At 71.4% G+C, this 21,543-nt stretch carries 17 protein-coding genes and 1 pseudogene; 13 read left to right on the plus strand and 5 right to left on the minus strand.

What is annotated here, in order from left to right; all coding sequences use genetic code 11:
- Window positions 1-52: 52 nt before the first annotated feature.
- Entirely contained in the window at window positions 53-982 is a 930-nt protein-coding gene (locus LXT21_RS24300; protein WP_254040566.1) for a bifunctional riboflavin kinase/FAD synthetase, read from the minus strand.
- A 66-nt stretch (window positions 983-1,048) separates the two neighbouring features.
- Here LXT21_RS24300 and trmB point away from each other — a divergent pair, with 66 nt between their 5' ends.
- The 6 genes from trmB (at window position 1,049) to LXT21_RS24330 (ending at window position 8,040) form a co-directional block, all read left to right on the plus strand.
- Window positions 1,049-1,669, plus strand: a complete 621-nt coding sequence (gene trmB, locus LXT21_RS24305; protein ID WP_254040567.1) for a tRNA (guanine(46)-N(7))-methyltransferase TrmB — start codon at window positions 1,049-1,051, stop codon at window positions 1,667-1,669.
- 110 nt (window positions 1,670-1,779) lie between these two features.
- Window positions 1,780-2,823, plus strand: coding sequence for a diguanylate cyclase (locus LXT21_RS24310; protein ID WP_254040568.1), 1,044 nt, complete (start codon window positions 1,780-1,782; stop codon window positions 2,821-2,823).
- 55 nt (window positions 2,824-2,878) lie between these two features.
- A complete protein-coding gene (locus LXT21_RS24315) occupies window positions 2,879-3,295 on the plus strand; it encodes a hypothetical protein (RefSeq protein WP_223748114.1) in 417 nt (138 codons plus the stop codon).
- A 43-nt stretch (window positions 3,296-3,338) separates the two neighbouring features.
- Window positions 3,339-4,544: a hypothetical protein gene (locus tag LXT21_RS24320; RefSeq protein WP_254040569.1), complete on the plus strand. Its 1,206-nt coding sequence runs from the start codon at window positions 3,339-3,341 to the stop codon at window positions 4,542-4,544.
- A 71-nt stretch (window positions 4,545-4,615) separates the two neighbouring features.
- Window positions 4,616-5,035 (plus strand): cupredoxin domain-containing protein, encoded by a 420-nt coding sequence (locus LXT21_RS24325; protein ID WP_254040570.1) that lies wholly within the window; start codon window positions 4,616-4,618, stop codon window positions 5,033-5,035.
- Window positions 5,036-5,091: 56 nt separating this feature from the next.
- Window positions 5,092-8,040 (plus strand): helicase C-terminal domain-containing protein, encoded by a 2,949-nt coding sequence (locus LXT21_RS24330; protein WP_254040571.1) that lies wholly within the window; start codon window positions 5,092-5,094, stop codon window positions 8,038-8,040.
- 91 nt (window positions 8,041-8,131) lie between these two features.
- Here the strand turns inward: LXT21_RS24330 and LXT21_RS24335 are convergent, their stop codons facing one another.
- The gene (locus LXT21_RS24335; protein WP_254040572.1) at window positions 8,132-8,872 is read right to left on the minus strand and encodes a sensor histidine kinase; all 741 of its coding nucleotides are present in this window, start codon (window positions 8,870-8,872) and stop codon (window positions 8,132-8,134) included.
- Window positions 8,869-9,618: a HEAT repeat domain-containing protein gene (locus LXT21_RS24340; RefSeq protein WP_254040864.1), complete on the minus strand. Its 750-nt coding sequence runs from the start codon at window positions 9,616-9,618 to the stop codon at window positions 8,869-8,871. The genes LXT21_RS24335 and LXT21_RS24340 overlap by 4 nt, the downstream gene beginning before the upstream one ends.
- 163 nt (window positions 9,619-9,781) lie before the next feature.
- Here LXT21_RS24340 and LXT21_RS24345 point away from each other — a divergent pair, with 163 nt between their 5' ends.
- The 5 genes and pseudogenes from LXT21_RS24345 to LXT21_RS24365 all read left to right on the plus strand — a co-directional run.
- The gene (locus LXT21_RS24345) at window positions 9,782-10,570 is read left to right on the plus strand and encodes a hypothetical protein (protein ID WP_254040573.1); all 789 of its coding nucleotides are present in this window, start codon (window positions 9,782-9,784) and stop codon (window positions 10,568-10,570) included.
- Between the two features lie 287 nt (window positions 10,571-10,857).
- Window positions 10,858-11,304, plus strand: a complete 447-nt coding sequence (locus LXT21_RS24350; protein WP_254040574.1) for a DapH/DapD/GlmU-related protein — start codon at window positions 10,858-10,860, stop codon at window positions 11,302-11,304.
- Between the two features lie 150 nt (window positions 11,305-11,454).
- Window positions 11,455-14,151 (plus strand): alanine--tRNA ligase, encoded by a 2,697-nt coding sequence (gene alaS, locus LXT21_RS24355; RefSeq protein WP_254040575.1) that lies wholly within the window; start codon window positions 11,455-11,457, stop codon window positions 14,149-14,151.
- Window positions 14,148-14,813 (plus strand): hypothetical protein, encoded by a 666-nt coding sequence (locus tag LXT21_RS24360; protein ID WP_254040576.1) that lies wholly within the window; start codon window positions 14,148-14,150, stop codon window positions 14,811-14,813. Before alaS ends, LXT21_RS24360 begins: the two co-directional genes overlap by 4 nt.
- Window positions 14,810-15,103: pseudogene (locus LXT21_RS24365) on the plus strand (TIGR02266 family protein); the annotation flags it as partial. The gene LXT21_RS24360 and the pseudogene LXT21_RS24365, both read left to right, overlap by 4 nt.
- Window positions 15,104-15,675: 572 nt before the next feature.
- On the opposite strand, the gene LXT21_RS24370 reads toward LXT21_RS24365, so the two are convergent.
- Window positions 15,676-17,538 (minus strand): hypothetical protein, encoded by a 1,863-nt coding sequence (locus tag LXT21_RS24370; RefSeq protein WP_254040879.1) that lies wholly within the window; start codon window positions 17,536-17,538, stop codon window positions 15,676-15,678.
- Here LXT21_RS24370 and LXT21_RS24375 point away from each other — a divergent pair.
- Both LXT21_RS24375 and LXT21_RS24380 read left to right on the plus strand, forming a co-directional pair.
- The gene (locus tag LXT21_RS24375) at window positions 17,519-19,441 is read left to right on the plus strand and encodes an Hsp70 family protein (RefSeq protein WP_254040865.1); all 1,923 of its coding nucleotides are present in this window, start codon (window positions 17,519-17,521) and stop codon (window positions 19,439-19,441) included. The genes LXT21_RS24370 and LXT21_RS24375 overlap by 20 nt on opposite strands.
- 160 nt (window positions 19,442-19,601) lie before the next feature.
- Window positions 19,602-20,186 carry an outer membrane beta-barrel protein gene (locus LXT21_RS24380; protein WP_254040577.1) on the plus strand — a complete coding sequence of 195 codons (585 nt, stop codon included), beginning with the start codon at window positions 19,602-19,604 and terminating at the stop codon, window positions 20,184-20,186.
- 9 nt (window positions 20,187-20,195) lie between these two features.
- On the opposite strand, the gene LXT21_RS24385 is transcribed toward LXT21_RS24380, so the two are convergent.
- On the minus strand, window positions 20,196-21,539 hold the full coding sequence (locus LXT21_RS24385; RefSeq protein ID WP_254040578.1) for a glutamate--cysteine ligase: 1,344 nt from the start codon (window positions 21,537-21,539) through the stop codon (window positions 20,196-20,198).
- Window positions 21,540-21,543 lie beyond the last annotated feature (4 nt).

Here is a 21,543-nt window from a genome sequence, read left to right on the forward strand (position 1 = left end):
CGGGCTCCCCGAGCCGCCAACCCATTGAACACTCACGGGAAAAATGCGGGGGTCAGCCGCCGGTCCTGGCAATCACCGTGCGAGCAGCCTCGACGTCGCGCTTGATCTGCCCCGTCAGCTCCGCCACGGAGCCGAAGCGCTGCTCGGGGCGCAGCCGCTCCAGGAACTGCACCCGCAGCTCACGGCCGTAGAGGTCCCCCGTGAAGTCCAGCAGGTGCGCCTCGATGGTGACCTCGGTGCCGCCGAAGGTGGGCTTGATGCCGATGTTCGCCGCGCCCCCGTGCCACGCGCCCGCCCCCGCCTCGTGGTGGAAGCACACCCGGATGGCGTAGACGCCCGGCGCCGGCCGCAGCTCGTTCTGCGTGTCCACGTTGGCGGTGGGAAAGCCGATGGTGCGCCCGCGACCCGCCCCCGCCACCACGGTGCCGTCCAAATCGAACGGGCGGCCGAGCAGCCGGCAGGCCGCGGACACCCGCCCCTCCAGGATGTACTCGCGCACCCGCGACGACGAGGCGACGACGCCGTCCACCGTGACGGGCGTCACCACGTGCACCCGGGCGCCCCGGCGGCCCGCGGCCTCGCGCAGCGTGTCCACCGTGCCCGCGCGCGCGGCGCCGTAGGTGAAGTCGCTGCCCACCACCACGTGCGCCACGCCCAGCGCATCGAAGAGCGTGGCCTCGAAGTCGGCGGGGCCCGTGCGGGCGTAGTCGCGCGAGAAGGCCTGCACCACCACGGCCTCCAGCCCACAGGAGGCGAGCAGCTCCAGGCGCCGGGGCAGGAGCGTGATGAGCTTGGGCGCCAGGTCCGGCTGGAGCACCTTGCCCGGGTGGGGGTTGAAGGTGAACGCCGCGGGGGACGCGTGCTTGCGCGCCTCCGCGAAGAGGGCCTGGTGGCCCACGTGCACGCCGTCGAAGTTGCCCAGAGCCAGCGCCCGGCCCTCGAGCGCCCGGCCCGCCTCCGCCACCGAGTGGAAGACCTTCATGCCCCCCCTATACCAGTGTTTTTCCCTGGCCAGACCCCGCTTGGCCGTGGTTGGAGCGCCTGGAACATGCCCCGCCCTCGCCTGCTGCCAGACCCCGTCGGACTCCACCTCGTCGAAATGGCCACCCCTCCCGACTGGGACGCCGAGTTCGGCTTCGCGGGCCCCCTGGAGCTCGAAATCGGCTCCGGCGCCGGCGGCCACGCCCTGGAGTACTGTCGCAGGAACCCCCAGGTGCGCTTCGTCGCCTTCGAGTGGCGAAAGAAGTACGCCCGCGACACCCAGGACCGCGCCGCCAAGGCCGAGATGAAGAACCTGCGCGTCGTGGAGTCCGACGCCCGCTTCGTCGTGCCCCGCATCTTCGCGGACAACTCCCTGGCCGTCATCCACCTCCAGTTCCCCGACCCCTGGTGGAAGCGCTCCCACGCCAAGCGCGCCGTCGTCCAACCCGACTTCGCCAGGCTCCTGCTCGCGAAGCTCGTCCCCGGCGGCCTCTTCGACATGCGCACCGACGTGCAGGACCGCGCCGTCAACATGCTGTCCATCCTGGAATCCGTGGGATTCCACAACCCCTTGGGTTCCGGCGTTTTCCATCCGTATGACCCGGAGGAGGTACCCTCCACGCGGGAGCGGCGGTACCTGTCCTCGGGGGAGCCCGTCTACCGGGCCCGGCTGCGCAAACCGCTCTGAGCGCGTGAAGTGACGGGCACTTGCCGTCCCTCTTGGCTTCTGCGGGGACGGCGGGTGAGAATCAGGGCCATTCTGGCAGCGCGGGATGATTGCACTGGGGGCGCAACCGCATGGCGGACGGCGAGAGGAAGAAGACGCAGGAGGTCGCGCGTCGGGCGGGGACAGGCGGGGAGCTCAGTGGGCGGACGGTGCTCATCGTCGACGACGACCCGGCGCATGTGGCGCACGTGCGCGAGGGGCTGGCGCCGCGGGGCTACGTGTTCAAGGAGGCGCACGACGGGACCCAGGCCCTGTCGGCCATCCGCGAGTCGCGGCCGGACCTCATCCTGATGGACGTGGAGATGCCGGGGCTGGGCGGCGTGGAGGTGTGCCGCATCATCAAGGCGAACGCGGGGGAGGACGGGTTCGGCTTCATCCCGGTGATTCTGATGACGGCGCGCCAGGCGGCCGGGAAGGTGGAGGGGCTGGAGCTGGGCGCGGACGACTACCTGGTCAAGCCCTTCGACATGCTGGAGCTGTCGGCGCGGGTGAAGTCGATGCTGCGGCTCAAGGTGCTCCAGGACGCGCTGGTGGAGAAGAACCGGGAGCTGGACCGCGCCAACAAGGAGCTGGCCAGCAAGCGCGAGGAGCTGCTCGCCCTGTCGCGCACGGACGGGCTGACGGGGCTGTACAACCGGCGCTGCTTCGAGGAGCGGCTGAGCGAGGAGTTCGCGCGCTCCAAGCGCTACCAGTCCCCCCTGTCGCTGGTGATGCTGGACATCGACCACTTCAAGCGCATCAACGACACCTTCGGCCACGTCTTCGGAGACCAGGTGCTCAAGGCGGTGGCCCAGACGACGCGCGCGCGGCTGCGCGAGGTGGACATGCTGGCGCGCTACGGCGGCGAGGAGTTCATCGCGCTGCTCCCGGAGACGGCGCCCCAGGACGCGCTCAAGGTGTGCGAGCGCGTGCGAGAGGCCATCGCGGCCCTGGGCGTGGAGCATGTGGGTCCGGACGGAAAGCCGCAGCAGGTGCGGCTGACGGCGTCGCTGGGCGTGGCGACGGTGCCCTCCCCGGCTTTGGAGACGGCGGAGGCGCTCTTGCGCGCGGCGGACGCGGGGCTCTACGCGGCCAAGGGAGCGGGGCGCAACCGTGTCCAGCAACACGTTCCGTGACACGGCCTCACCAGAGGCTTTCCCCCGGCGCTGGTTTGACCTAAACCCCACTCCCATGCGCCTGACCGCGACGACGCCCTGGTTGCTGGCCCTGCTCCTGGTGGGCATGGGCGGCTGCAACCAGCCCCGCTTCGGCACACCCCAGGACGCCTATACCTCCTTCCACCGGCTGGTGAAGCGCGGTGAGCTGCGTCAGGCCTGGGGCGCGTTGTCCCAGCCGACGCAGGCGGCCCTCCAGAAGCGGGCGCAGGCGGTGAGCGATGCCTCCGGTGGCGCGGTGAAGGCCGAGCCCTTGGGCCTGTTCTTCGCGAATGTCCCCCCTCCTCCGGATGTTACGGAGGTCTCCCTGGTCCGGGAGGCGGGCGACGAGGCGACCGTGCTCGTGCGCTCGTCAGGCAGCACCCATGAGGTCCGGATGGTCCGGGAGCCGTCTGGGTGGAAAGTGGACCTCTCAGCCTCCCTCCAGCCGTGAAGCCGGGCATGCCCGGGCTCCTCGCATCAGGTAACGTACGACTGTGAACGATCGGAAGACACGGCGGGCCATCCCCGCGGTCGAAGTCATCCGGCGGCCGGCCTCGACGCCCGGCAGCGCTGGGCAGAGTCCGTCCCCCTCGGACTCCCCAGCGCCCGCGCCCACGCCGCGCCCCACGCCCCGGCCCACCACGGCGGGTCCGGCGGCGGCTCCCGTCGCGCCCCGGCCCACGGGCGTGGCGCCCACGCCCCGTCCCGCCACTCCGGCGGCGGCGGCCGCCCCCACGAGCCCCGCGGCGCCAGCACCCTCGCCCGCGCCGCGTCCCTCGGTACCGGTGGCCTCCAGCGCCCCCCGCCCCGCGGGCGTGACGCCGGGCGCCCGGCCGATGGCGCCGCGCTCGCCTGGAGGGCCCGGTGGCCCCGGTGGACGTCCCGGCGGTTTCGGGGGTCGTCCCGGGGGCTTCCGCTCCTCGGCGCCCCGGCCTCCGCCCACGCCCGAGCAGATCCTCGCGCTCGCGCAGCGCGAGCACGTGCCGGCGCGCATCGCCAAGGGTGAGCTGGAAGGCAAGATGAAGTGCCGCATCTGGCGCAAGCTGCACGCCGAGGAGGCCAAGCGCTTCGACCAGGTCTACGAGCTGATGGGCCAGACGCCGGAGCTGTCGCTGGGGGACGCGTTCGGCGTGCTCCAGAGCGGCATGACGGTGGCCGAGTTCATGGCGCGCAAGGAGCGCACCCAGCGCAAGGCGGCCATCAAGCAGGCGCGCGGCGAGGTGGACAACGCCGTCGTCGCGGAGCTGCTGTCGGGGCTCATCGCCGGCAAGGCGGAGGTCTCCGTGGTGCTGGCGGAGCGGTCGCTGCTGGACACGCTGGTCGCCGAGGAGCCCATCGCCTTCACGCTGGAGCGCACCGGGCGGCTGGAGAAGCTGCAGGTGGTGCTCCTGGCGCGGCGCGGGGAGTGGGAGCGGCTGCTCCCCGGACTCGAGCGCGACGCGAAGCTCACCCAGAAGCCCGCCACGGTGGCCCGTCAGCCGGACAAGCGGCCGTACTCGGACCCGCGCGCGTTCCTGGACCACCTGGGCGAGCAGGTGAAGCTGGTGCTGCGCAACGGCATCACGCTGCAGCTGCCGCTGATGCACGTGGGCCGCTTCGACCTGCTGTTGGGCGAGACGGGCCACGAGGTGTTCGTCCCGCTCCACGCGCTGTTGCGCTTCGAGCCGGTCGCAGCGAGCGCTCCCGCCACCGAGGCCTGAAGCCAAGGCCGCGGAATTTCGCGGGGGCGCCGCCCCTTCCTCCATCTTTTGCCGAGCGAGGCACTCACGCCATGCGCCCCTTCATCTCCCGCATCATCAAGCCCTGGCTCGCGCTGGCCGCGACGGCCGCCATGGTGGGCGCCACCCAGCAGGGCTGCACCAAGGACACCCCGCCCGCCGCCGCGGCCCCCGCGCCCACCGTCCCGGAGAAGCGGGAGAACGGCGTGCGCGTGGTGGAGCTGACGGTGACGGAGAAGGGCTACGAGCCCAGCCCCGTGCAGCTCAAGAAGGACGAGCCGGTGAAGCTGGTGGTGACGCGCAAGACGGACCAGACGTGCGCGACGGAAGTCGTGATGGACGACTACGGCATCAACACCGCGCTGCCGCTGGGCCAGCCGGTGGACATCACCTTCACGCCCAAGACGTCCGGCAAGCTCGTGTACGGCTGCGCCATGGGGAAGATGATTTCCGGCGTTTTCCTGGTGGAGTGAAGACGTAGGCCGAAATCTGGGCACCGCGCCGGGGAGGAGTAGTGTGCCGGCCCTGCATGGGCGGCGCGGCGGAGCTCTTCACGCGGCATGTCTTCCTCGACCTCGAAACCACGGGGTTGGATCCACGTGCCGACGAAATCATCGAGCTGGGGTGTCTGTTCTTCGAGGACGGGCGCGAGGTGGACCGCTTCGCGCGGCTGTACTCGGCGTCCAAGCCCCTGCCCCTCACGATTCGTCGGCTCACGGGCCTGACGGACGCGGACCTGGAGGGCCGGCCGCGCTTCGGCGTGGACCTGGAGGACCTCAAGGCGCGGCTGACGGGCTGGACGGTGGTGGCCCACAACGCCTCCTTCGAGAAGGGCTTCCTGCCGGACCTGCTGGGCTCCATCCGCGCGCCGGTGCTCGATTCGTGCGAGCTGATGCACTACCTGCACCCGGAGCTGCCCAGCCACTCGCTGGAGTCGCTCCTGCGCTGGGCGGGGCTGGGCATCCGGCAGCCACACCGCGCGGTGTCCGACTGCGAGGCGGTGTACGCGGTGCTCGTGCAGACGATGGAGCGCTGCATCAGCGACGGGCGTGGCGAGGACCTCGCGGACCTCGTGGCCACGCTGGACCCTCGGGCGGCGCGCCGGCTCGGCCCCGCTGACAGCCTGGAGGGGGGCGCGTTCGATTACGACGAGTGGCCACTCCTGGAGCTCCTGTCGCGTCTGAACGAGGCCTGCCGGGCGAGGCCCGCGCCGCTCGCGCTCGAGACACAAGGCGGCTTCCTGCGCGGACGTCCGGAGCGCCGTCGCGCGGTGGGCGTCCCCGCGGTCGCGGAGCCCGAGGCCGAGACGCCGGTGTTGGCGGTGCGGGCCGACGAGGTGTCCGCGGTGCTGGGCGCGGGCGGGGCGCTGGAGCAGCGTGAGGAGGGCTTCCGCAGCCGGCCCGCGCAGCTCGACATGGCGCAGGCGGTGGCGCGCGCGCTGTCGGATGGGGAGCAGGTGGCGGTGGAGGCGGGCACGGGCACGGGCAAGTCGCTCGCGTACCTGACGCCCGCGGCCCTCTTCGCCGCGCGCAACGGGCGGAAAGTCGGCGTGGCGCCGCACACCAAGACGCTGCAGGACCAGCTGCTGGAGAAGGACCTGCCGCGCCTGCACCGCGCGCTGGGGGGCACGTTCGGCTACGCGCTGCTCAAGGGCCAGTCGAACTACCTGTGCCGCCGCCGCGCGCTGGAGGCCACGCGCGTGGAGCCGGGCATGGGGCACAACGCCCGCGCGCCCCGGGCGTACCTGCGCGCGTACCTGCGCCGCAGCGTCGAGGGAGACCTGGACCGGCTGAGCCACTGGTTCCGCGAGCGCTTCCCCGTGCTCATGGGGTTGATGCCGGCGGTGCGCTCCGAGGCGGCGACGACGCTGGGCGACAAGTGCCCGCATCACCACCGCTGCTTCTACCACTCGGCGGTGGCCCAGGCGCGCGAGGCGGACGTGCTGGTCATCAACCAGTCGCTCGCCTTCGCGTGGCCCGCGCGCTACCCGAAGCTCGAGCACCTGATTCTCGACGAGGCGCACGAGGTGGAGGACGTGGCCACCACGGCGCTCACCGTGGAGCTGTCGGACCTGGCCTTCCACCGGCTCACCGAGCGGCTGCACGGGCGCGACGGACGACACGGCCTGTTCGCCGAGCTGCGGCGCGCGCTGTCGGCCTCCCGTCGTGAGGAGTCACGCGCGCTGATGGGCCAGGTGGAGGACTCGCTGCGCCGGTTGATGGACGAGGCGCGGGATTTGGGCGCGCGGGTGACGGAGCTGTGTGAGCCCTCGGCGACGGCGGCCGGAGAGGACCCGGACGAGGGCGCCTATGCCCCGGAGCTGCGCGTGACGGAGGCCGTGCGCGCGCTGCCCGCGTGGACGCCGGTGCGCGAGGGGCTGGAGCTGGTGCGTGGCGCGCTGCAGGCGCTGCACACACTGCTCGCGGTGCGGGTGCTGGAGGCCCTGCCGGAGCTGGCGGTGAGGATGCCGGCGCTGGAGCGCGAGCTGTCTGGCGCGACGACGGAGCTGGGAGAGCTGTCGACGCTGGCCACGGAGCTGTCGGGCGAGGCGGCGGCGGGGCGGTGCTACTCGGCCACGGCCGAGCCCCGACGTCAGCGCTGGAGCGTGGGCGCGCAGCCGGTGGACGTGTCCTTCCACGTGTCGCGCGACTTCGCCGCGAACAAGCGCGCGCTGGTGCTCACCTCCGCCACGCTGGGCCCGAGCAACGGGAGCGGCACGCCCTTCGTGTTGAAGCGCCTGGGGCTGGATGGCCGAGGCGACAAGCCCGCGCCCCGGCTGTTGCGCGCGCCCTCCCCCTTCCAGCTGCACGAGCAGGCGCTCGTCGTGCTCGTCACGGACGCGCCGCGCGCGCACGAGGAGCCCTTCGTCGACTGGGCGGCGACGCGCATCTCCGGCCTCGCGCAGACGATGGGCGGACGGCTGTTGGGGCTGTTCGCCTCCACGCGGCGCATGGAGCGCGTGGGCGCGGAGGCTCGCAATCGGCTGGAGCCGCTGGGCATCGAGGTGCTGCGGCAGTCCCGTGGACACGGCCGCTCCCTGGCGGCGCGGCAGGAGCGCGACACGGGCACGGTGCTGTTGGGCACGAAGAGCTTCTGGCAGGGCGTGGACATCCCCGGACGGGGCGTGGGCTGTGTCTTCATCGACAAGCTCCCGCTGGAGCCCGCGCTGCGTCCGCTGGTCGCCGCGCGCGAGGAGCCGCTGGCCCGCGCGGGGGGCGAGTACCAGGGCTTCCTCCAGTACCGGCTGCCGCGCGCGCTGCTCCTGCTGCGGCAGGGCGTGGGGCGCCTCATCCGGTCCACCACGGACCGGGGCGTCGTCATCATCGCGGACCCGGGACACCCCAGCTACCGCGCGTACCTGATGAACGCCCTGGAGGGCTACCGCGTGGAGGCGCTGCCGTGGGCGCAGGCGCGCCTGCGCATCCACGGCGTGCTCAAGCAGACGGGGCTGCTCGTGGACTCAGCCGCGCCGCGCTGAGCAGGGCTCACGAGCCCAGGCGAGCGCGGAAGCGAGACCTCAACGCACGCGGCTCACCGAGCGACTCGCTCGACGCAACACCGCGCAACGCTCACGCGTCCAGGCGCGCGCGGAAGCGGGACTCCAGCGCGCGCAGCTCGCCGAGCGACTCGCCCGACGCCCCACCCCGCTCCGCCTCCTCCAGCGCCTTCGCCAGCACCCGCGCATCCTCTTCGCTCTGCTCGCGCAGCCGCTGCATCATCGTCCGCGTCGCGTCGAACAAATCCTTCAGCTCGTCGCCATCGCGCAGACCGTACGACGGAGGACGCAGCTTGCCTTCGGCCACCTCCCCCACCATGCGCCGGATGCGCAGCAGCGGCCCCGCCACCCGATGCGTCACGACGATGGTGCCCAGCGCCACCACGGCGATGAAGGCCAGGAGGAACGCGCCCAGCACCCACCACGTCGCGCGCTGCCGCCACTCGAGCTCCGCGCGCTGCGCGACGATGGCCGCGCGCTCCTGCTCGTAGGCCGCGTCGATGGTCTGCGCCTTCTCGCGGAAGGCGGCCTCGAACGCCGGGTCATCCATGCGCGCGAGCAGCTCGTTGGAGAGCGTGGCGCTGGACAGCTCCCGGCTCACCTCGGCGGCCTTCGAGCGCGCCTCCACCGCCGTCGCCGTCTCCTGCATCAGCGCCCGCGCCGAGCGCACCAGGAACACGCCCAGCAGCGCCGACAGCACCAGCGTCACGCCCACGATGTACGCGGTCAGCTTGAGCTGGAAGCTCGTATCCAGCAGGAAGTTGCGCCAGCGCCGCTTGGGGGCCGCCTGCTGCGCCGTGCTGCTCGTCGTCATGTGTCGTTGCTCCACTCGAAGGTTTCGGCGGCGTCCTCCACGGCGCGGGGGACCAACGCCTTGAGGAGGTCCGCGGGCTGCGCGCCCCCGGCCTTCACGTCCACCTGTCCCAGCAGGGACAGGTCCGGGTAGGTCATGCAGACGATGGCCACCCGCAGGCCCCCGCCCTCCATGGGGTGGACCTCCGGGGTGATGCGAAAACCACGCACGCCCAGCTTCTTCAGCACGCCCTTGGCCTGCGCCTTGGTCTCCTTGGCCGGCGCCAGCACCGCGCCCCGGCGCACCAACCGCGAGCGCAGCCGCGCCTCCGTGGCCTTCACCAGCTCCGGCGGCAGCGAGCGCGTCAGGTCCTTCATGCCCTCCATGGCGATGTACAGACGGGCCGGACGCGCCTGGTACTCCTTCAGCGCGCTCACCGCCTCGCGCACCGCCGCCTGCACCGCCGCGTCCGCCTCGTCCTTGTGGGCCTCCAGACAGGGCAGCGCGGAGGACTCCAAGAGCTTCGCCAGCGACTTGGCGACGGCGGCGCGAACCAGCTCGCTCGTGTCCTTGAGGCCGGGGCACAGCACGGCCACGGCCTCCGGGTCCTCGGTGGCGCCCAGCACCAGCGCCGCCTGGGAGCGGGAGCGGGGGTCCTTGCCCTGCTGGAGCTGGCGCCCCAGGAACGCAAGACGGGTATCCCCCTGGGCGAGGGTCGCGCCGGGCGCGAGGAGCAACAGGAGCAGGACGAGGGCGGGCAGCCGCATGGCGGGGGAGGGCGACTCGCAGTGTAGCGCCGTGTGCCCGGTGACGAACAGTTGCCTGGAGGGCAGGCCGTTCACACCCACCTCCCCTCCCCGCGTAGGCGTCGTGGATCCGACCTGGGGCCATCCTGGGGTAACGTGCGCCCGGTCCAGGAGGGCATGCCCGGTGTCATTCGCTTCCCGGTTGGAAGGTCTGCTGCAGCAAGTGGGATTGAGCGGCGTGGTGGAGGAGGTGCGCACGCGCCTGGGCTACGCGCGCCCGAATCCTCCCCCCGCCCACAACGGCCATGGCGCGCCCCGTCCCGTGGAGCGAAGGGAGACTCCAGCCGCCCCCGCGCAGGCCGCGCCCCCGAGCGCCCCCGAGCCCACGCGCGTCGAGCGCACCCCGCGCCCTCGCCCCATCGAGGAGCCGCAAGCCCCCGCCGCCGAGGTCGTGGCCGAAGAGCCTGTGCCTCCGACGAAGGCCGCGAAGACGCGCAAGGCCAAGGTGACGAAGAGCGCGAAGAGCGCCCCCAAGGCCCCCGCGCCGAAGTCGGCCAAGAGCAGCCCCGCCCGGAGCAAGCCCCGCGCGAAGAAGCGCGAGAGCCCCGCCGCGTCCGCGTCTCCCACGGCGGACGCGGGACAGGCGGTGGACCGGTTGATGGCGGCGCTGCGGACGCATCCGCGCCACGAGCAGCTCGCGTCCGCGGGCAAGCTGAAGGACCAGCTCGTGCGCTCGCTGATTCCGCTCTACCTGGCCCGCGCCGCGGAGCTGGACATGGAGGTGACGTCCGGGACGACGTCGCGCTTCTGGGGCGAGCTGGGCGTCACCTACGCGGCGCCCAACGCGGCCAAGGCCCTGCGGCTGCATGCCGGCTACGCCCAGGACACCAAGAAGGGCAAGGCCATCACCGCCAAGGGCGTGCAGTACGTCGAGGCCGCGCTCGAGCGCCTGCGCGAAGGCGAAGCCTCCTGAGCCACGCGCCTGGCCACCGGGGCGAGTGTCGGACCGGTGGCACTTGGGGGTCCGAGGGGACCTGGTGAGGTTGGCTGGCGGACGCTCGCGGGCCCCTCGCGAACACGCAACTGGCCGGGGCCCGGGCTCCCCCTAGATTGGCGCGGAGCCATGGCTTCGACGCGCCCGTCCTCCTGGATGACTCCTCCGACGCCCGCTGCCTCCCACTCCGGGATGGCGTCCAGGGCCGAGGAGCGCCTCCAGGCCGGGCCTTCGTCGGGCCGCCGGGGGACGGGACGGGGTGGGACATGGGTCCGACGGCGCTGACCTTCTACCGAGCCGCGAGGCGGCTGCGCACGCTGGGTGTCCCGATGCTGCCGGGCATGGTGGCCGCCGTGGGCGACCGGCTCCTGCACAGCCACGTGGACATCGACGCGCGGCTGCACGCCTCGGTGGGGCTGGGCTACGGCGGCGTCGGCGTGGTGGTGGCCCCCGGCGTGGAGGTGGGCGAGGGCAGCTTCCTGTCCCAGAACGTCAGCGTGGAGCCGCAGCTGGGTGTGCCCGGCGTGCCCCGCATCGGCCGCAACGTCTACGTGGGCGTGGGGGCTCAAATCATCGGCCCCGTCACCGTGGGGGACGGCGCGGTGATTGGCGCGGGCGCCCTGGTGACGTCGGACGTCCCGCCCCTGACCGTGGTGGCGGGCACGCCCGCCCGGGTGGTGAAGGTGAAGCAGTCGATGTCGCACGGGCACTGACGAGGGCCCTGCAGGAGACGGCGTCCCCTCCCCCACCAGCCATCCAGGCGGCTCGGGGGTTGTCGGAGTCTCGTCGGCCGGGGCGTCCACCCCTCCATGCAAACTCCAAGAACTCCTGCGCGGCCCACTCTTGTGGCATATACCCACACCATGCCTTCCGCCCTGACCGCCTCCGAGATTCGAGAGGCGTTCCTCAAGTTCTTCGAGGAGCGTGGACACCGCCGCGTCCCGTCCTCCTCGCTGGTGCCCGCCAACGACCCGACGCTGCTGTTCACCAACGCGGGCATGGTGCAGTTCAAGGATGTGTTCACGGGCCGCGAGCGCCGTGACTACAGCCGCGCCACCACGTCGCAGAAGTGCGTGCGCGCCGGTGGCAAGCACAACGACCTCGACAACGTGGGCTACACCGCGCGCCACCACACGTTCTTCGAGATGCTCGGCAACTTCTCCTTCGGCGACTACTTCAAGGCGGACGCGATTGCGTACGGCTGGGAGTTCGTGACGAAGACGCTCGGACTGCCCCCCGCGCGGCTGGCCATCACCGTGTTCAACGGCGAGGGTGGCATCCCGTGGGACGAGGAGGCGTTCGAGCTGTGGGCGAAGCAGGGCGTCGCCCGCGAGCGCATCTACAAGCTCGGCCTGAAGGACAACTTCTGGTCCATGGGCGAGACGGGCCCGTGCGGCCCCTGCTCCGAGATCCACTTCCACCAGGGCGACGACATCCCCTGTGTCGAGGAGGCGGCGGGCAAGCCGTGTCAGGGCGTCGCGTGTGACTGCGACCGGTGGCTGGAAATCTGGAACCTCGTGTTCATGCAGTTCGAGCGCAAGGAGAAGGACGCGCCGCTGATTCCGCTGCCCAAGCCGTCCATCGACACGGGCGCGGGCCTGGAGCGCATCGCCTCCGTCGTGCAGGGCAAGCGCTCCAACTACGACACCGACCTGTTCCAGAGCATCATCGCGAAGGTGGTGGAGGTCTCCGGCAAGCCGTACTCGCAGGAGACGGGCGCTTCCCACCGCGTCATCGCGGACCACAGCCGCACCGCCGCGTTCCTCATCTCCGACGGCGTGCAGCCCTCCAACGAGGGCCGGGGCTACGTCCTGCGCCGCATCATGCGCCGCGCGATCCGCCACGGCACGCTGCTGGGCCTGGAGCAGATCTTCTTCTTCAAGGTCGTGGACCGGGTCATCGAGTTGATGAGTGACGCGTTCCCGGAGCTGCGCGACAGCCGGCCCTTCATCCTCAAGGTCTCCGAGCACGAGGAGGAGAGCTTCCGCCGCACGCTCAACCGCGGCATGAAGATGATCGACGAGAGCGTCTCCCGGCTGAAGCAGTCCGGCGAGAAGCTCATGTCCGGCGCGGACGTGTTCCTGCTGCACGGCACCTACGGCTTCCCGTGGGATTTGACGCAGATCATCCTGCGTGAGCACGGGCTCGACGCGGACCTCCCCGGCTTCGATGTGGAGCTGAAGAAGGAGGCCGAGCGCAACGAGGGTGGCAAGCTCACCAAGGACAAGGCCATCGGCGACGTCTACCTCAAGCTCATCGAGAAGCTCGGGCCCTCCGAGTTCCTGGGCTACGAGGGCGAGGGCCACGAGGGCGAGGGCAGCATCCGCGCGCTGATTCGCGACGGCGTGGAGGCGGTGCAGGCGTCCCAGGGCGACAAGGTGGAGCTGGTGCTGGACCGGACGCCGTTCTACGGCGAGTCCGGCGGCCAGCTGGGCGACACCGGCGACATCGTGGGCCACGGCGGCAAGGCGAAGGCCAAGGTCCTGGACGCGCAGCGCCCGGTGCAGGGGCTCATCGTCCACACGGTGGAGGTCACCGAGGGCAGCTTCCAGGTTGGCGACATGGTGCAGGCGGCGGTGGACGTGGAGCGGCGCAAGGCCATCCGCGCGAACCACTCCGCGACGCACCTGCTCCACAAGGCGCTCAAGCTGGTGCTGGGCGAGCACGTGAAGCAGGCGGGCTCCGTCGTCGCGGCGGACTTCCTGCGCTTCGACTTCTCGCACTTCGGCCCGATGACGACCGAGGAGTCGGAGAAGGTCGAGGACCTGGTCAACGGCTGGATTCGCGACAACGCGGCGGCGCAGACGCGCGTCATGGCGCTGGAGGACGCGAAGAAGTCCGGCGCGGTGGCCATGTTCGGTGAGAAGTACGGCGAGACGGTGCGCGTCGTCACCGTGCACCCGGAGTCCACCGAGCTGTGCGGCGGCACGCACGTCAAGCGCAGCGGCGACATCGGCCTGTTCAAGATTTCGAGCGAGAGCGGCGTGGCGTCCGGCGTGCGGCGCATCATCGCGCTGACGGGCGTGGGCGCGTTCCAGCACGTGCGCGAGCAGGAGCACGAGCTGCGCAAGGTGGCCGAGCTGCTCAAGACGTCCCCCAAGGACGTCGTCAAGCGCGTGGAGGCGACGCAGAAGCGCGTGAAGGAGCTCGAGCGCAAGGTCGAGGAGGTCTCCGTCAAGGCTCAGACGGCCGGCAGCAAGGACCTGCTGGAGCAGGCGCGCGACGTCAACGGCATGAAGGTGCTGGCCACGCGCGTGGACCCGGCGGACGACAAGGTGTTCCGCGGCATGGCGGACAACCTGCGCGACCGCATCCAGTCGGGCGTGGTGGCCATCGGTGGTGAGAAGGACGGCCGGGCCATCATCCTCGTCGCGGTGACGAAGGACGTGGTGGCCAAGGGCATCAGCGCGGGTGAGCTGGTCCGGGAGATGGCCAAGGAGGTCGGCGGCAAGGGCGGTGGCAAGCCCGACATGGCGCAGGCCGGTGGTCCGGACTCGGCGAAGCTGCCCGCCGCGCTCGAGAAGCTGTACGAACTGGTGAAGGGAGCTGGCGCCGCGTGAGCCCTCGTGTCCGCCCTGCCCTGGTGTCGCTGACGCCGCTCCTGACCGCGGCCCTCCTGTGGGGGGGCTGCACGAAGGAGGAGCCTGCGTCCGGGGCCCTGGGCACGGCGGACGAGCGCACGCTGCAGAAGCTGCGGCAGGAAGTGGACCGGGTGAACCAGGGCGGTCGTCCCACGCCCGGTCCCGAGTCGAGCCGGGGAGATCCGAACGCACAGCTCGCGGGGCTCGCCGCCGGGCTGGAGGATGCGGCGCCCCGGCGGTTGGAGCTGCCGGAGTCGAATGCCACGGTGCACATCGACACGGTGGCGGTGAAGCTCACGGGCCTGGAGTCCTCGCACTCGGTGAAGGGCTCGGGGAAGCTGAGCATGACGACGGAGGAGTTGTTCCTCCGGGTGCAGTTGGTGACGCAGAACGTGGGACCCGCGCCCGTGACGCAGGACTGGGATGCGGCGCGGGTGGTGGGCGCGCAAGACGCGTCGTATGGGATTGCCCGGGATGCGCAGGTGCTCGCGGGGACGCGCCCGCTGCGCCGCACGTGGGCGCTCGAGGAGCGCTCGGACGTCATCCTCCTGTTCGAGCTGCCCCCGCCGGCCCTGCGGGAAGGTGACCTCCACCTGGTCATCCCGGGGACGGGGGGAGAGGTGCGGATCCCCCTGCGATGAGCGGGCTTGTTCCCAAGCTGCTTCCGCTGCGCATCCGTCTTCCGTACGGCACGGAGGAGGAGTTCATCGACAAGTACGGCTCGAACGTGGCGCGCGGCGGCGTGTTCATCGCCACGCGCGCGCTGAAGCCCGAGGGAACGGGGCTCGCGTTCGAGTTCGTGCTGGCGGATGGGAGCCGGCTCTTGCGCGGCGAGGGCGTGGTGGTGAAGGCGCAGGTGGAGTCGGGCGCGGGGCGCTCCGGCATGACGGTGCGCTTCGTGAAGCTGGACGCGGCGAGCAAGGCGCTCGTCGACCGCATCGTCGTGCGCAAGGGGCCGCCGGAGCCCGCGCCGCATCAACTGGTTCCCGGGTTGGTGCGCAAGGGCCGGACCGTGGCGACGCCGGCGCCCGTGGTTCCGGTGGAACCCGCGAGTCACGGCGTCGAGGATTCGAGTGCCGAGGCGGCTGGGCCTGCGGCACTGAGTGCGCGGACGTCGAGCCATGAAGAGTCGGTGGATGCGGCTCCTGCACCTGCGCACGAGGCTCCGCGCGATTTCGAGTCCGAGGCGCGGGCCGCTGACGTCGCGGCTCCACGTGAGGCCGACTCGGAAGCCGCGTCACCGTCCACGGGATTTGAGACGTCGAGCGCGTACGACCAGGAGGCACGTCCTTCTCACGAGAGCGTGAGTTCGGAGACTGGTCACGAGGCCGTGGCCCGACATGACGAAGGCGCTGGGACGGCGCCACGTGCTTCGGACTTCGAGGCGCCCCATACGGAACTCCGCCAGGAGAGCGAAGCTCCGCGTGCCCTGGGCCTCGATGCGGAGTCGGGTGCTTCGGACTCCGGGATGCCGGGTGTGGAGCCCAGCCAGGCGGAGGGGGCTCACGCACAGGAGGATGCGAGCACCTCGCTCGACTTCGACATCACCGCGAGCCTGTTCGGCCCCGATGACGACGAGCCTGCCGGCACTGCCGAACAGACGGGTGCGCGGTCACTGGAAGCGACGGTTTCTCCAGCGTCGAGGTCGACACTCTCGGCCGAGGCGCTCTTCGGCGACGACTTCGATGCACGGGATGCCACACCGTCACCGTCGGCTGCGCAGCTCGAGGAGACAACGGGCTCACCTGCCGTTGATTCTTCAGGGCCAACGACGACATCGACGCAAACAGGGGGTTCGACCTTCGCGGGCTCGACGAGCACCGTCGCGTCGCTGGTGGAGCCGACTCCAGCGTCGGAGTACTCGACGGACCTGGCGGTCATCTCCACGGATTCGGCCGCGTCCACCACCGAACCTGCGACGACTGCTCCGGCTCGCTTCGAGTACGTGACTGGCACGTCGGAGCCGTCGACGCCTTCGTCTACCGTCGCCGGGGAGCACGTCGAGGCTTCAACACGCCCCAACGCTGCGGACACGTGGGGCGATGCTCCGACGAGCGATGCGGAGTTGTCGTTCCAGTCCGTCGACCCGAGTCCTTCTTCGGGGCCCAGCACGAGTAGCACCAGTGCAGAGGGCGTAACCGCCGTGGCCACGGGCAGCGCGACAAGCCGCACGAACATCACCGGTGCCGAAGGGGCGCCCCCCATCACGGGCACCACAGAATCTGGCCCCGCGACACGGACCACCGATTCATCGACGCCAAGCACCACGAACAACTCCGGTGCTGCAGGCGTGCCCATCACGACGTCCGCATCGACGAGCGCGACTGAGTCGACGCCATCCTCACGACCCACTGCATCGAGCAGCGTCGGTGCGGCTGGCGTAACCGTCAAGGCGGGCACGACCGAGTCGGCCCCATCGGCAAAGCCCGTGTCGAGCAGCATCGGTGCACCCGGGGTGACGGCATCTACCGGCACGATCGAGTCGGTTCCATCTACACGGCCGACTGCGCCGAGCAGCTTGGATGCGGCAGGAGTGACGGCCACCACGACCGAGTCGGATTCATCGACACCGCCTGTGTCGAGCAGCACCAGTACAGCAGGCGTGGCCGCATCTACGGGCACGACCGATTCGGCTTCGTCGACACTGCCTGCGTCGAACAGCATCGGTGCAGCAGACGCCACCGCGACCGAGTCGGCTTCGTCGACGCAGCCTGCGTCGAAAAGCACCGGTGCAGCAGACGTGACCGCATCTGCGAACACGACCGAGTCGGCTTCGTCGACGCAGCCTGCGCCGAACAGCACTGGTGCAGCAGAAGCGGCCGCCACGGCGGGCACAACCGCGTCGGTCCCATCGACACGGCCTGCGCCGAACAGCACCGGTGCAGCAGACGTAACCGCATCTGCGAGCACGACCGAGGCAGCCTCACCGACGCAGCCTGCGCCGAACAACACCAGTGCAGCAGAAGCGACCGCTACGGCGGGCACGACCGCGTCGGTCCCATCGACACGGCCTGCGCCGAACAGCACCGGCGCAGCAGACGTGACCGCATCTGCGAGCACGACCGAGTCAGCCCCATCGACGCAGCCTGTGTCGAGCAGCATCGGTGCAGCAGGCGTCACCGCATCTACGCCCACGACCGAGTCAGCCCCATCGACACAGCCGGTGTCGAATAGCACCGGTGCAGCGGGCGTGGCCGCATCCGCATCTACGGGCAGGTCCGAGTCGACATCGTCGACACTGCCCGCGCCGAACAACATCAATGCAGCAGACGTAACCGCTTCTACGGACACGACCGAGTCGGCTCCGTCGACGCTGCCTGCGTCGAGCAACGTCAATGCAGCAGGCATGACCGCATCGACGGCCACGACCGAGTCGGCTCCGTCGACACAGGCTGCGTCGAACAACCTCGGCGCAGCAGACGTGACCGCCACGGCGAGCACGACCCAGCCCGGTCAGTCGGCACACTCCACCGTCGCATCGGTGCTCAGCACCACGAACATCACAGGCGCGTCCGCAGTCACTGGCACCACCGACCCCACTCGCTCGCCCCAGCCCGCGCCTCGCCCCAACACCGAGCCGCGGTCCGAGCCCAGCGAAGCCCCGACGCCTCCACAAGATGCAGACACCGCGCGCAATCGCCGCCGCGCGCTGCTCGAAGTCCCCGTCTCCGCGCCCACCACCTCCCCCTCGCTCCCCGAGGTCGTCCTCGGCATCGACCTGGGCACCTCGCACGCGCGCGTCGCCGTCTTCCACGACGGCATCGCTCAGCTCGTCCCGCTCCCGGGCACGGAGGGCCACGAACTCCCTGCCCTCATCGCCGTGGACGGCAACGAAGAGCTGCTCGTCGGCCCCGCCGCACAAGTCGAGGCCACACGGGCCCCACGTCGCGCCGCGCCCGGACTCATGCGTCTGCTCGGCCTGCGCGCACGCTCGCCCCGCCTGCGCACCCTCGCTCCACAACTCCCCTTCCCCGTCGCCGCGGACCCGAGCGGGGACGCCTCCGTGGAGCTCGGGGGACGCCTCGTCGCCCCCACGCTCGTCACCGCGCTCCTCCTGCGCGAGCTGAAGCACGCCGCCGCGACCTTCGTCGGCCGGAAGGCCTCTCGCGCCGTCATCTGCGCGCCCACCCACTTCACCGACCGACAGCGCGCCGCCCTGCGTGACGCGGCCACCATGGCCGGGCTCGATGCCCAGCGCATCCTCACCGCCCCCGCCGCCGCGGCCCTCGCGCACGGCCACGGCAAGGGCCTGGCTCGCAAGCGCGTCCTCGTCGTGGACCTCGGTGGCGGCGGGCTCGGCGTGTGCGTCGTCCAGGTCACCGGTGACGACCTGGAGGTCATCACCACCGGCGGAGACCCCACCGTGGGCGGCCTGGACTTCGACGCCCGCATCGCCGAGGCCCTCGCCAGCGACCTCGCCGCCCAGGGCATCCCCCGCCCCGAGCACCCGCTCGACTGGGGCCCCCTGCGAAGCGCCGCCGAGTCCGCCAAGATGGCCCTCACCGAGAAGGACCAGGTGGACGTCACCCTGCCCTCCGGAAGCGTCCCCCCGCTCAGCCGCGAGCGCATGGAGGCCCTCACCGCGGACCTCGCCCAGCGCGTGACGTCCGTCGTGCGCGAGGTCCTCGACTCCAACGCCCTCTCTCCTCAGGGACTCGACGCCGTGCTCCTCGTGGGTGGCCAGGGCCGCACACCCCTCGTCCGCCGCCGCCTCGAAGAGAGCCTCGGCGTGCCCGTGCGCGACGACGTGGACGCGCGCGGCGCCGTGGCCCTGGGCGCGGCACTGCTCGGCCACGGCATCGTGCTCGCAGAGGGCGGCAAGCCCGCGGCCTCCGTCTCCGAAGTCCTCTCCGCCCCCATCGGCGTCGCCGAGCGCGGAGGCACCCAGCGCCGCGTGCTCGAGCGCACGACACGACTGCCCGCAGGCAAGACGCTCGTCATCCCCGTGTCCGCGCCTGGCCCGCTGGAGCTCGCCCTCTTCCAGGGCGCCGCGCCGCTCGTCGCGGAGAACGAATACCTCGGCCGCCTCTCGCTCAACGTCGAGCGCCCGGGCGAGGTGGAGCTGCACTTCACCCTGTCCGCAGACGCCGCGCTGAGCCTTGAGGCCACGCTGCCAGGCGTGCGCCGCCAGCCTGTCTCCCTCGCCCTGGAGGACCTGGACGACGCGGGGCGCGAGGCGCTCGTCGCCCGCTCGCCGCTGGTAGGCGAGCCCGAGGCCCGCCCCAGCGGACTGTTGTCCGGGCTGAAGAAGCTCTTCGGCCGCCGCTGAGCGCCCCTCCGTCCGTCTCCTGGCGGACCTTCCGAACCACCGCCGCCCCAGTGGCCTCCCTCTGTAGCCGACTCAACGGATGCCCAGCTTTCCGCTGACCGGATTTGCGAGGAGGTAATCGATGCGACGTTCGACGTGGGGGGGAGTTGCCGTAGCGACCGTGACGCTGGCGAGCCCGGCGTTCGCGATTGAGGCCCAGAAGGTGGCGGGGGCCCTGGACATGAGGCGGGAGCCCGAGGTCGGTCTCGACGTGCGACTGGGCCTGGGCAGCTTCACCGGAGACCTGGGCAGGGACGTGGGCGTGGGACCGCTCTTCAGCATCAACGCCGACGCCCAGGCCTGGAAGTACGTGGGAATCGAGGTCGGCTACGAGCTGCAGCGCATGCCCGTCGACGCCAGGCGCGTCGACAACGAGGACTCGGGCCTGTGGCGAAACAACCTGGGCCTCATGGCCAAGGCGGGCCCGCTCATCGACGAGAAGTGGCGCCCCTTCGTCGGCGCCGGCGCGGGCCTGAGCTACGTCGACCCCACCGACGGCGCCGACGGCGTCTACCAGAGTGACTGGATAGCCGAGTTCCCGCTCGCCGCCGGCGTGGACTACCGCTTGGGCCGCGTCCTCTTCGCGGGCGCCCGGGCCACCTACCGCCTGCTGGGCGGAGAGGACATCGTGGACCGCCCCGGCACCACCAGCGCCGCCAAGGGCAGTCTCTTCAACGCCAACCTCACCCTGGGCGGCCGCTTCTAACCGGTCCGCTCACACCGTGCGCAGCGCGAGCACCGTCTCGGGGCGTGGGTCCTTCTCCCACGCCTCGAGCAGCTCCGCCGCCGGTGAGCGCTTCGACGCGGCGACCTCCGCGAGCGGCTCCAACAACGGCGCATCCGCCGCGTCCAGCCGTCCCAGACCCCGCCGCGCGATGCCCACCATCTCCTCCGCGAGCCGGTACAGCTCGCGCGCGCCCAGCCGCCCCGCCAGCCCCTCGCGCCGGGCCGTGTCGTGGAAGGCCAGGTGCTCCACGTACGTGAGCTGGGGCAACAGCCGCTCCGCCTCGTCCAGCGCGGTGGCGTCGTACAGGATGCCGCGCCACAAGGCCGCCAGCGCGCCCGTCATCGCCGCGTTGCCGCAGTCCGCGCCCCGCACCTCGACGACCTTCTTCAGCCGCACCTCGGGGAAGAGCGTGGACAGATGGTCCGTCCAGTCCGCCAGGTCCGGCGGCTGCCCCTCGAAGCCCTGCTCCAGCAACTGTCGGAAGGTGAGCTTCGGGTGCAGGTACTTCCCCTCGCGGCGCAGGAAGAGCAGCGGCGCGTCCAGCGCCCAGTCCACGTAGGCCCGGTAGGAGAAGGAGCCGTCGAAGAACGCCGGCAGGTAGCCGCAGCGCGTCGGGTCCACCTCGTCCCAGACGCGGTTCCTGAAGGACAGGTACCCGGAGGGCCTGCCGTCCACGAGCGGGCTGTTGGCGTACAGCGCGTTCATGATGGGTGACAGTCGCGCCACCACCACCGTCTTGCGGACACAGTCGGCCTCGTCCTTCCAGTCGAGCGACACCTGTCCGGTGGCGGTCATCAACATCATGTTCAGCGCCAGCCGGCCGCGCTCCGGCAGGGTGCGCCGCATCACCAGGTAGCGGCTCTTGGGCATCCACGGCTGGGTGAACGTCGTCCCCGTGGGCCGGTACCCCAGCGTCACGAGCCGCAGTCCCAGCGCCCCCGCCGCCGCCTTCACCTGCTTCAGGTGGGCCAGGTTCTCCGCGTGCGCCTCGCGCGCGGTGTGGAAGGGGCTGCCGGACAGCTCGAACTGGCCGCCGGGCTCCAGGGAGATGGTGGCCTCGCCGCGCTCGCGCTGCAGGGCGATGACGGGGGAGTCCGGCGTCTCCCGGAACGGGACGTAGCCGTCGGGGGCCAGTCGGATCAGGAGCGCGCCCACCCCGGAGTCACCCTCGTAGGGGACCGGCTCGGACGAGCCCACCGGGTAGAGGAGCTTCTCGTGCTCGAGCCCCAGGCGCAGCTCCTCCTGGGGTTTCTCGGCGGCGCGAAATCCCGACACCAGCATGTCGACGGAGGTGATGGGCTCGGAGACGGCTCGCTTGAGGTCGAGTGACATGGGC

Source organism: Myxococcus guangdongensis (genome assembly GCF_024198255.1).
In the GTDB taxonomy this organism is placed as follows: domain Bacteria; phylum Myxococcota; class Myxococcia; order Myxococcales; family Myxococcaceae; genus Myxococcus; species Myxococcus guangdongensis.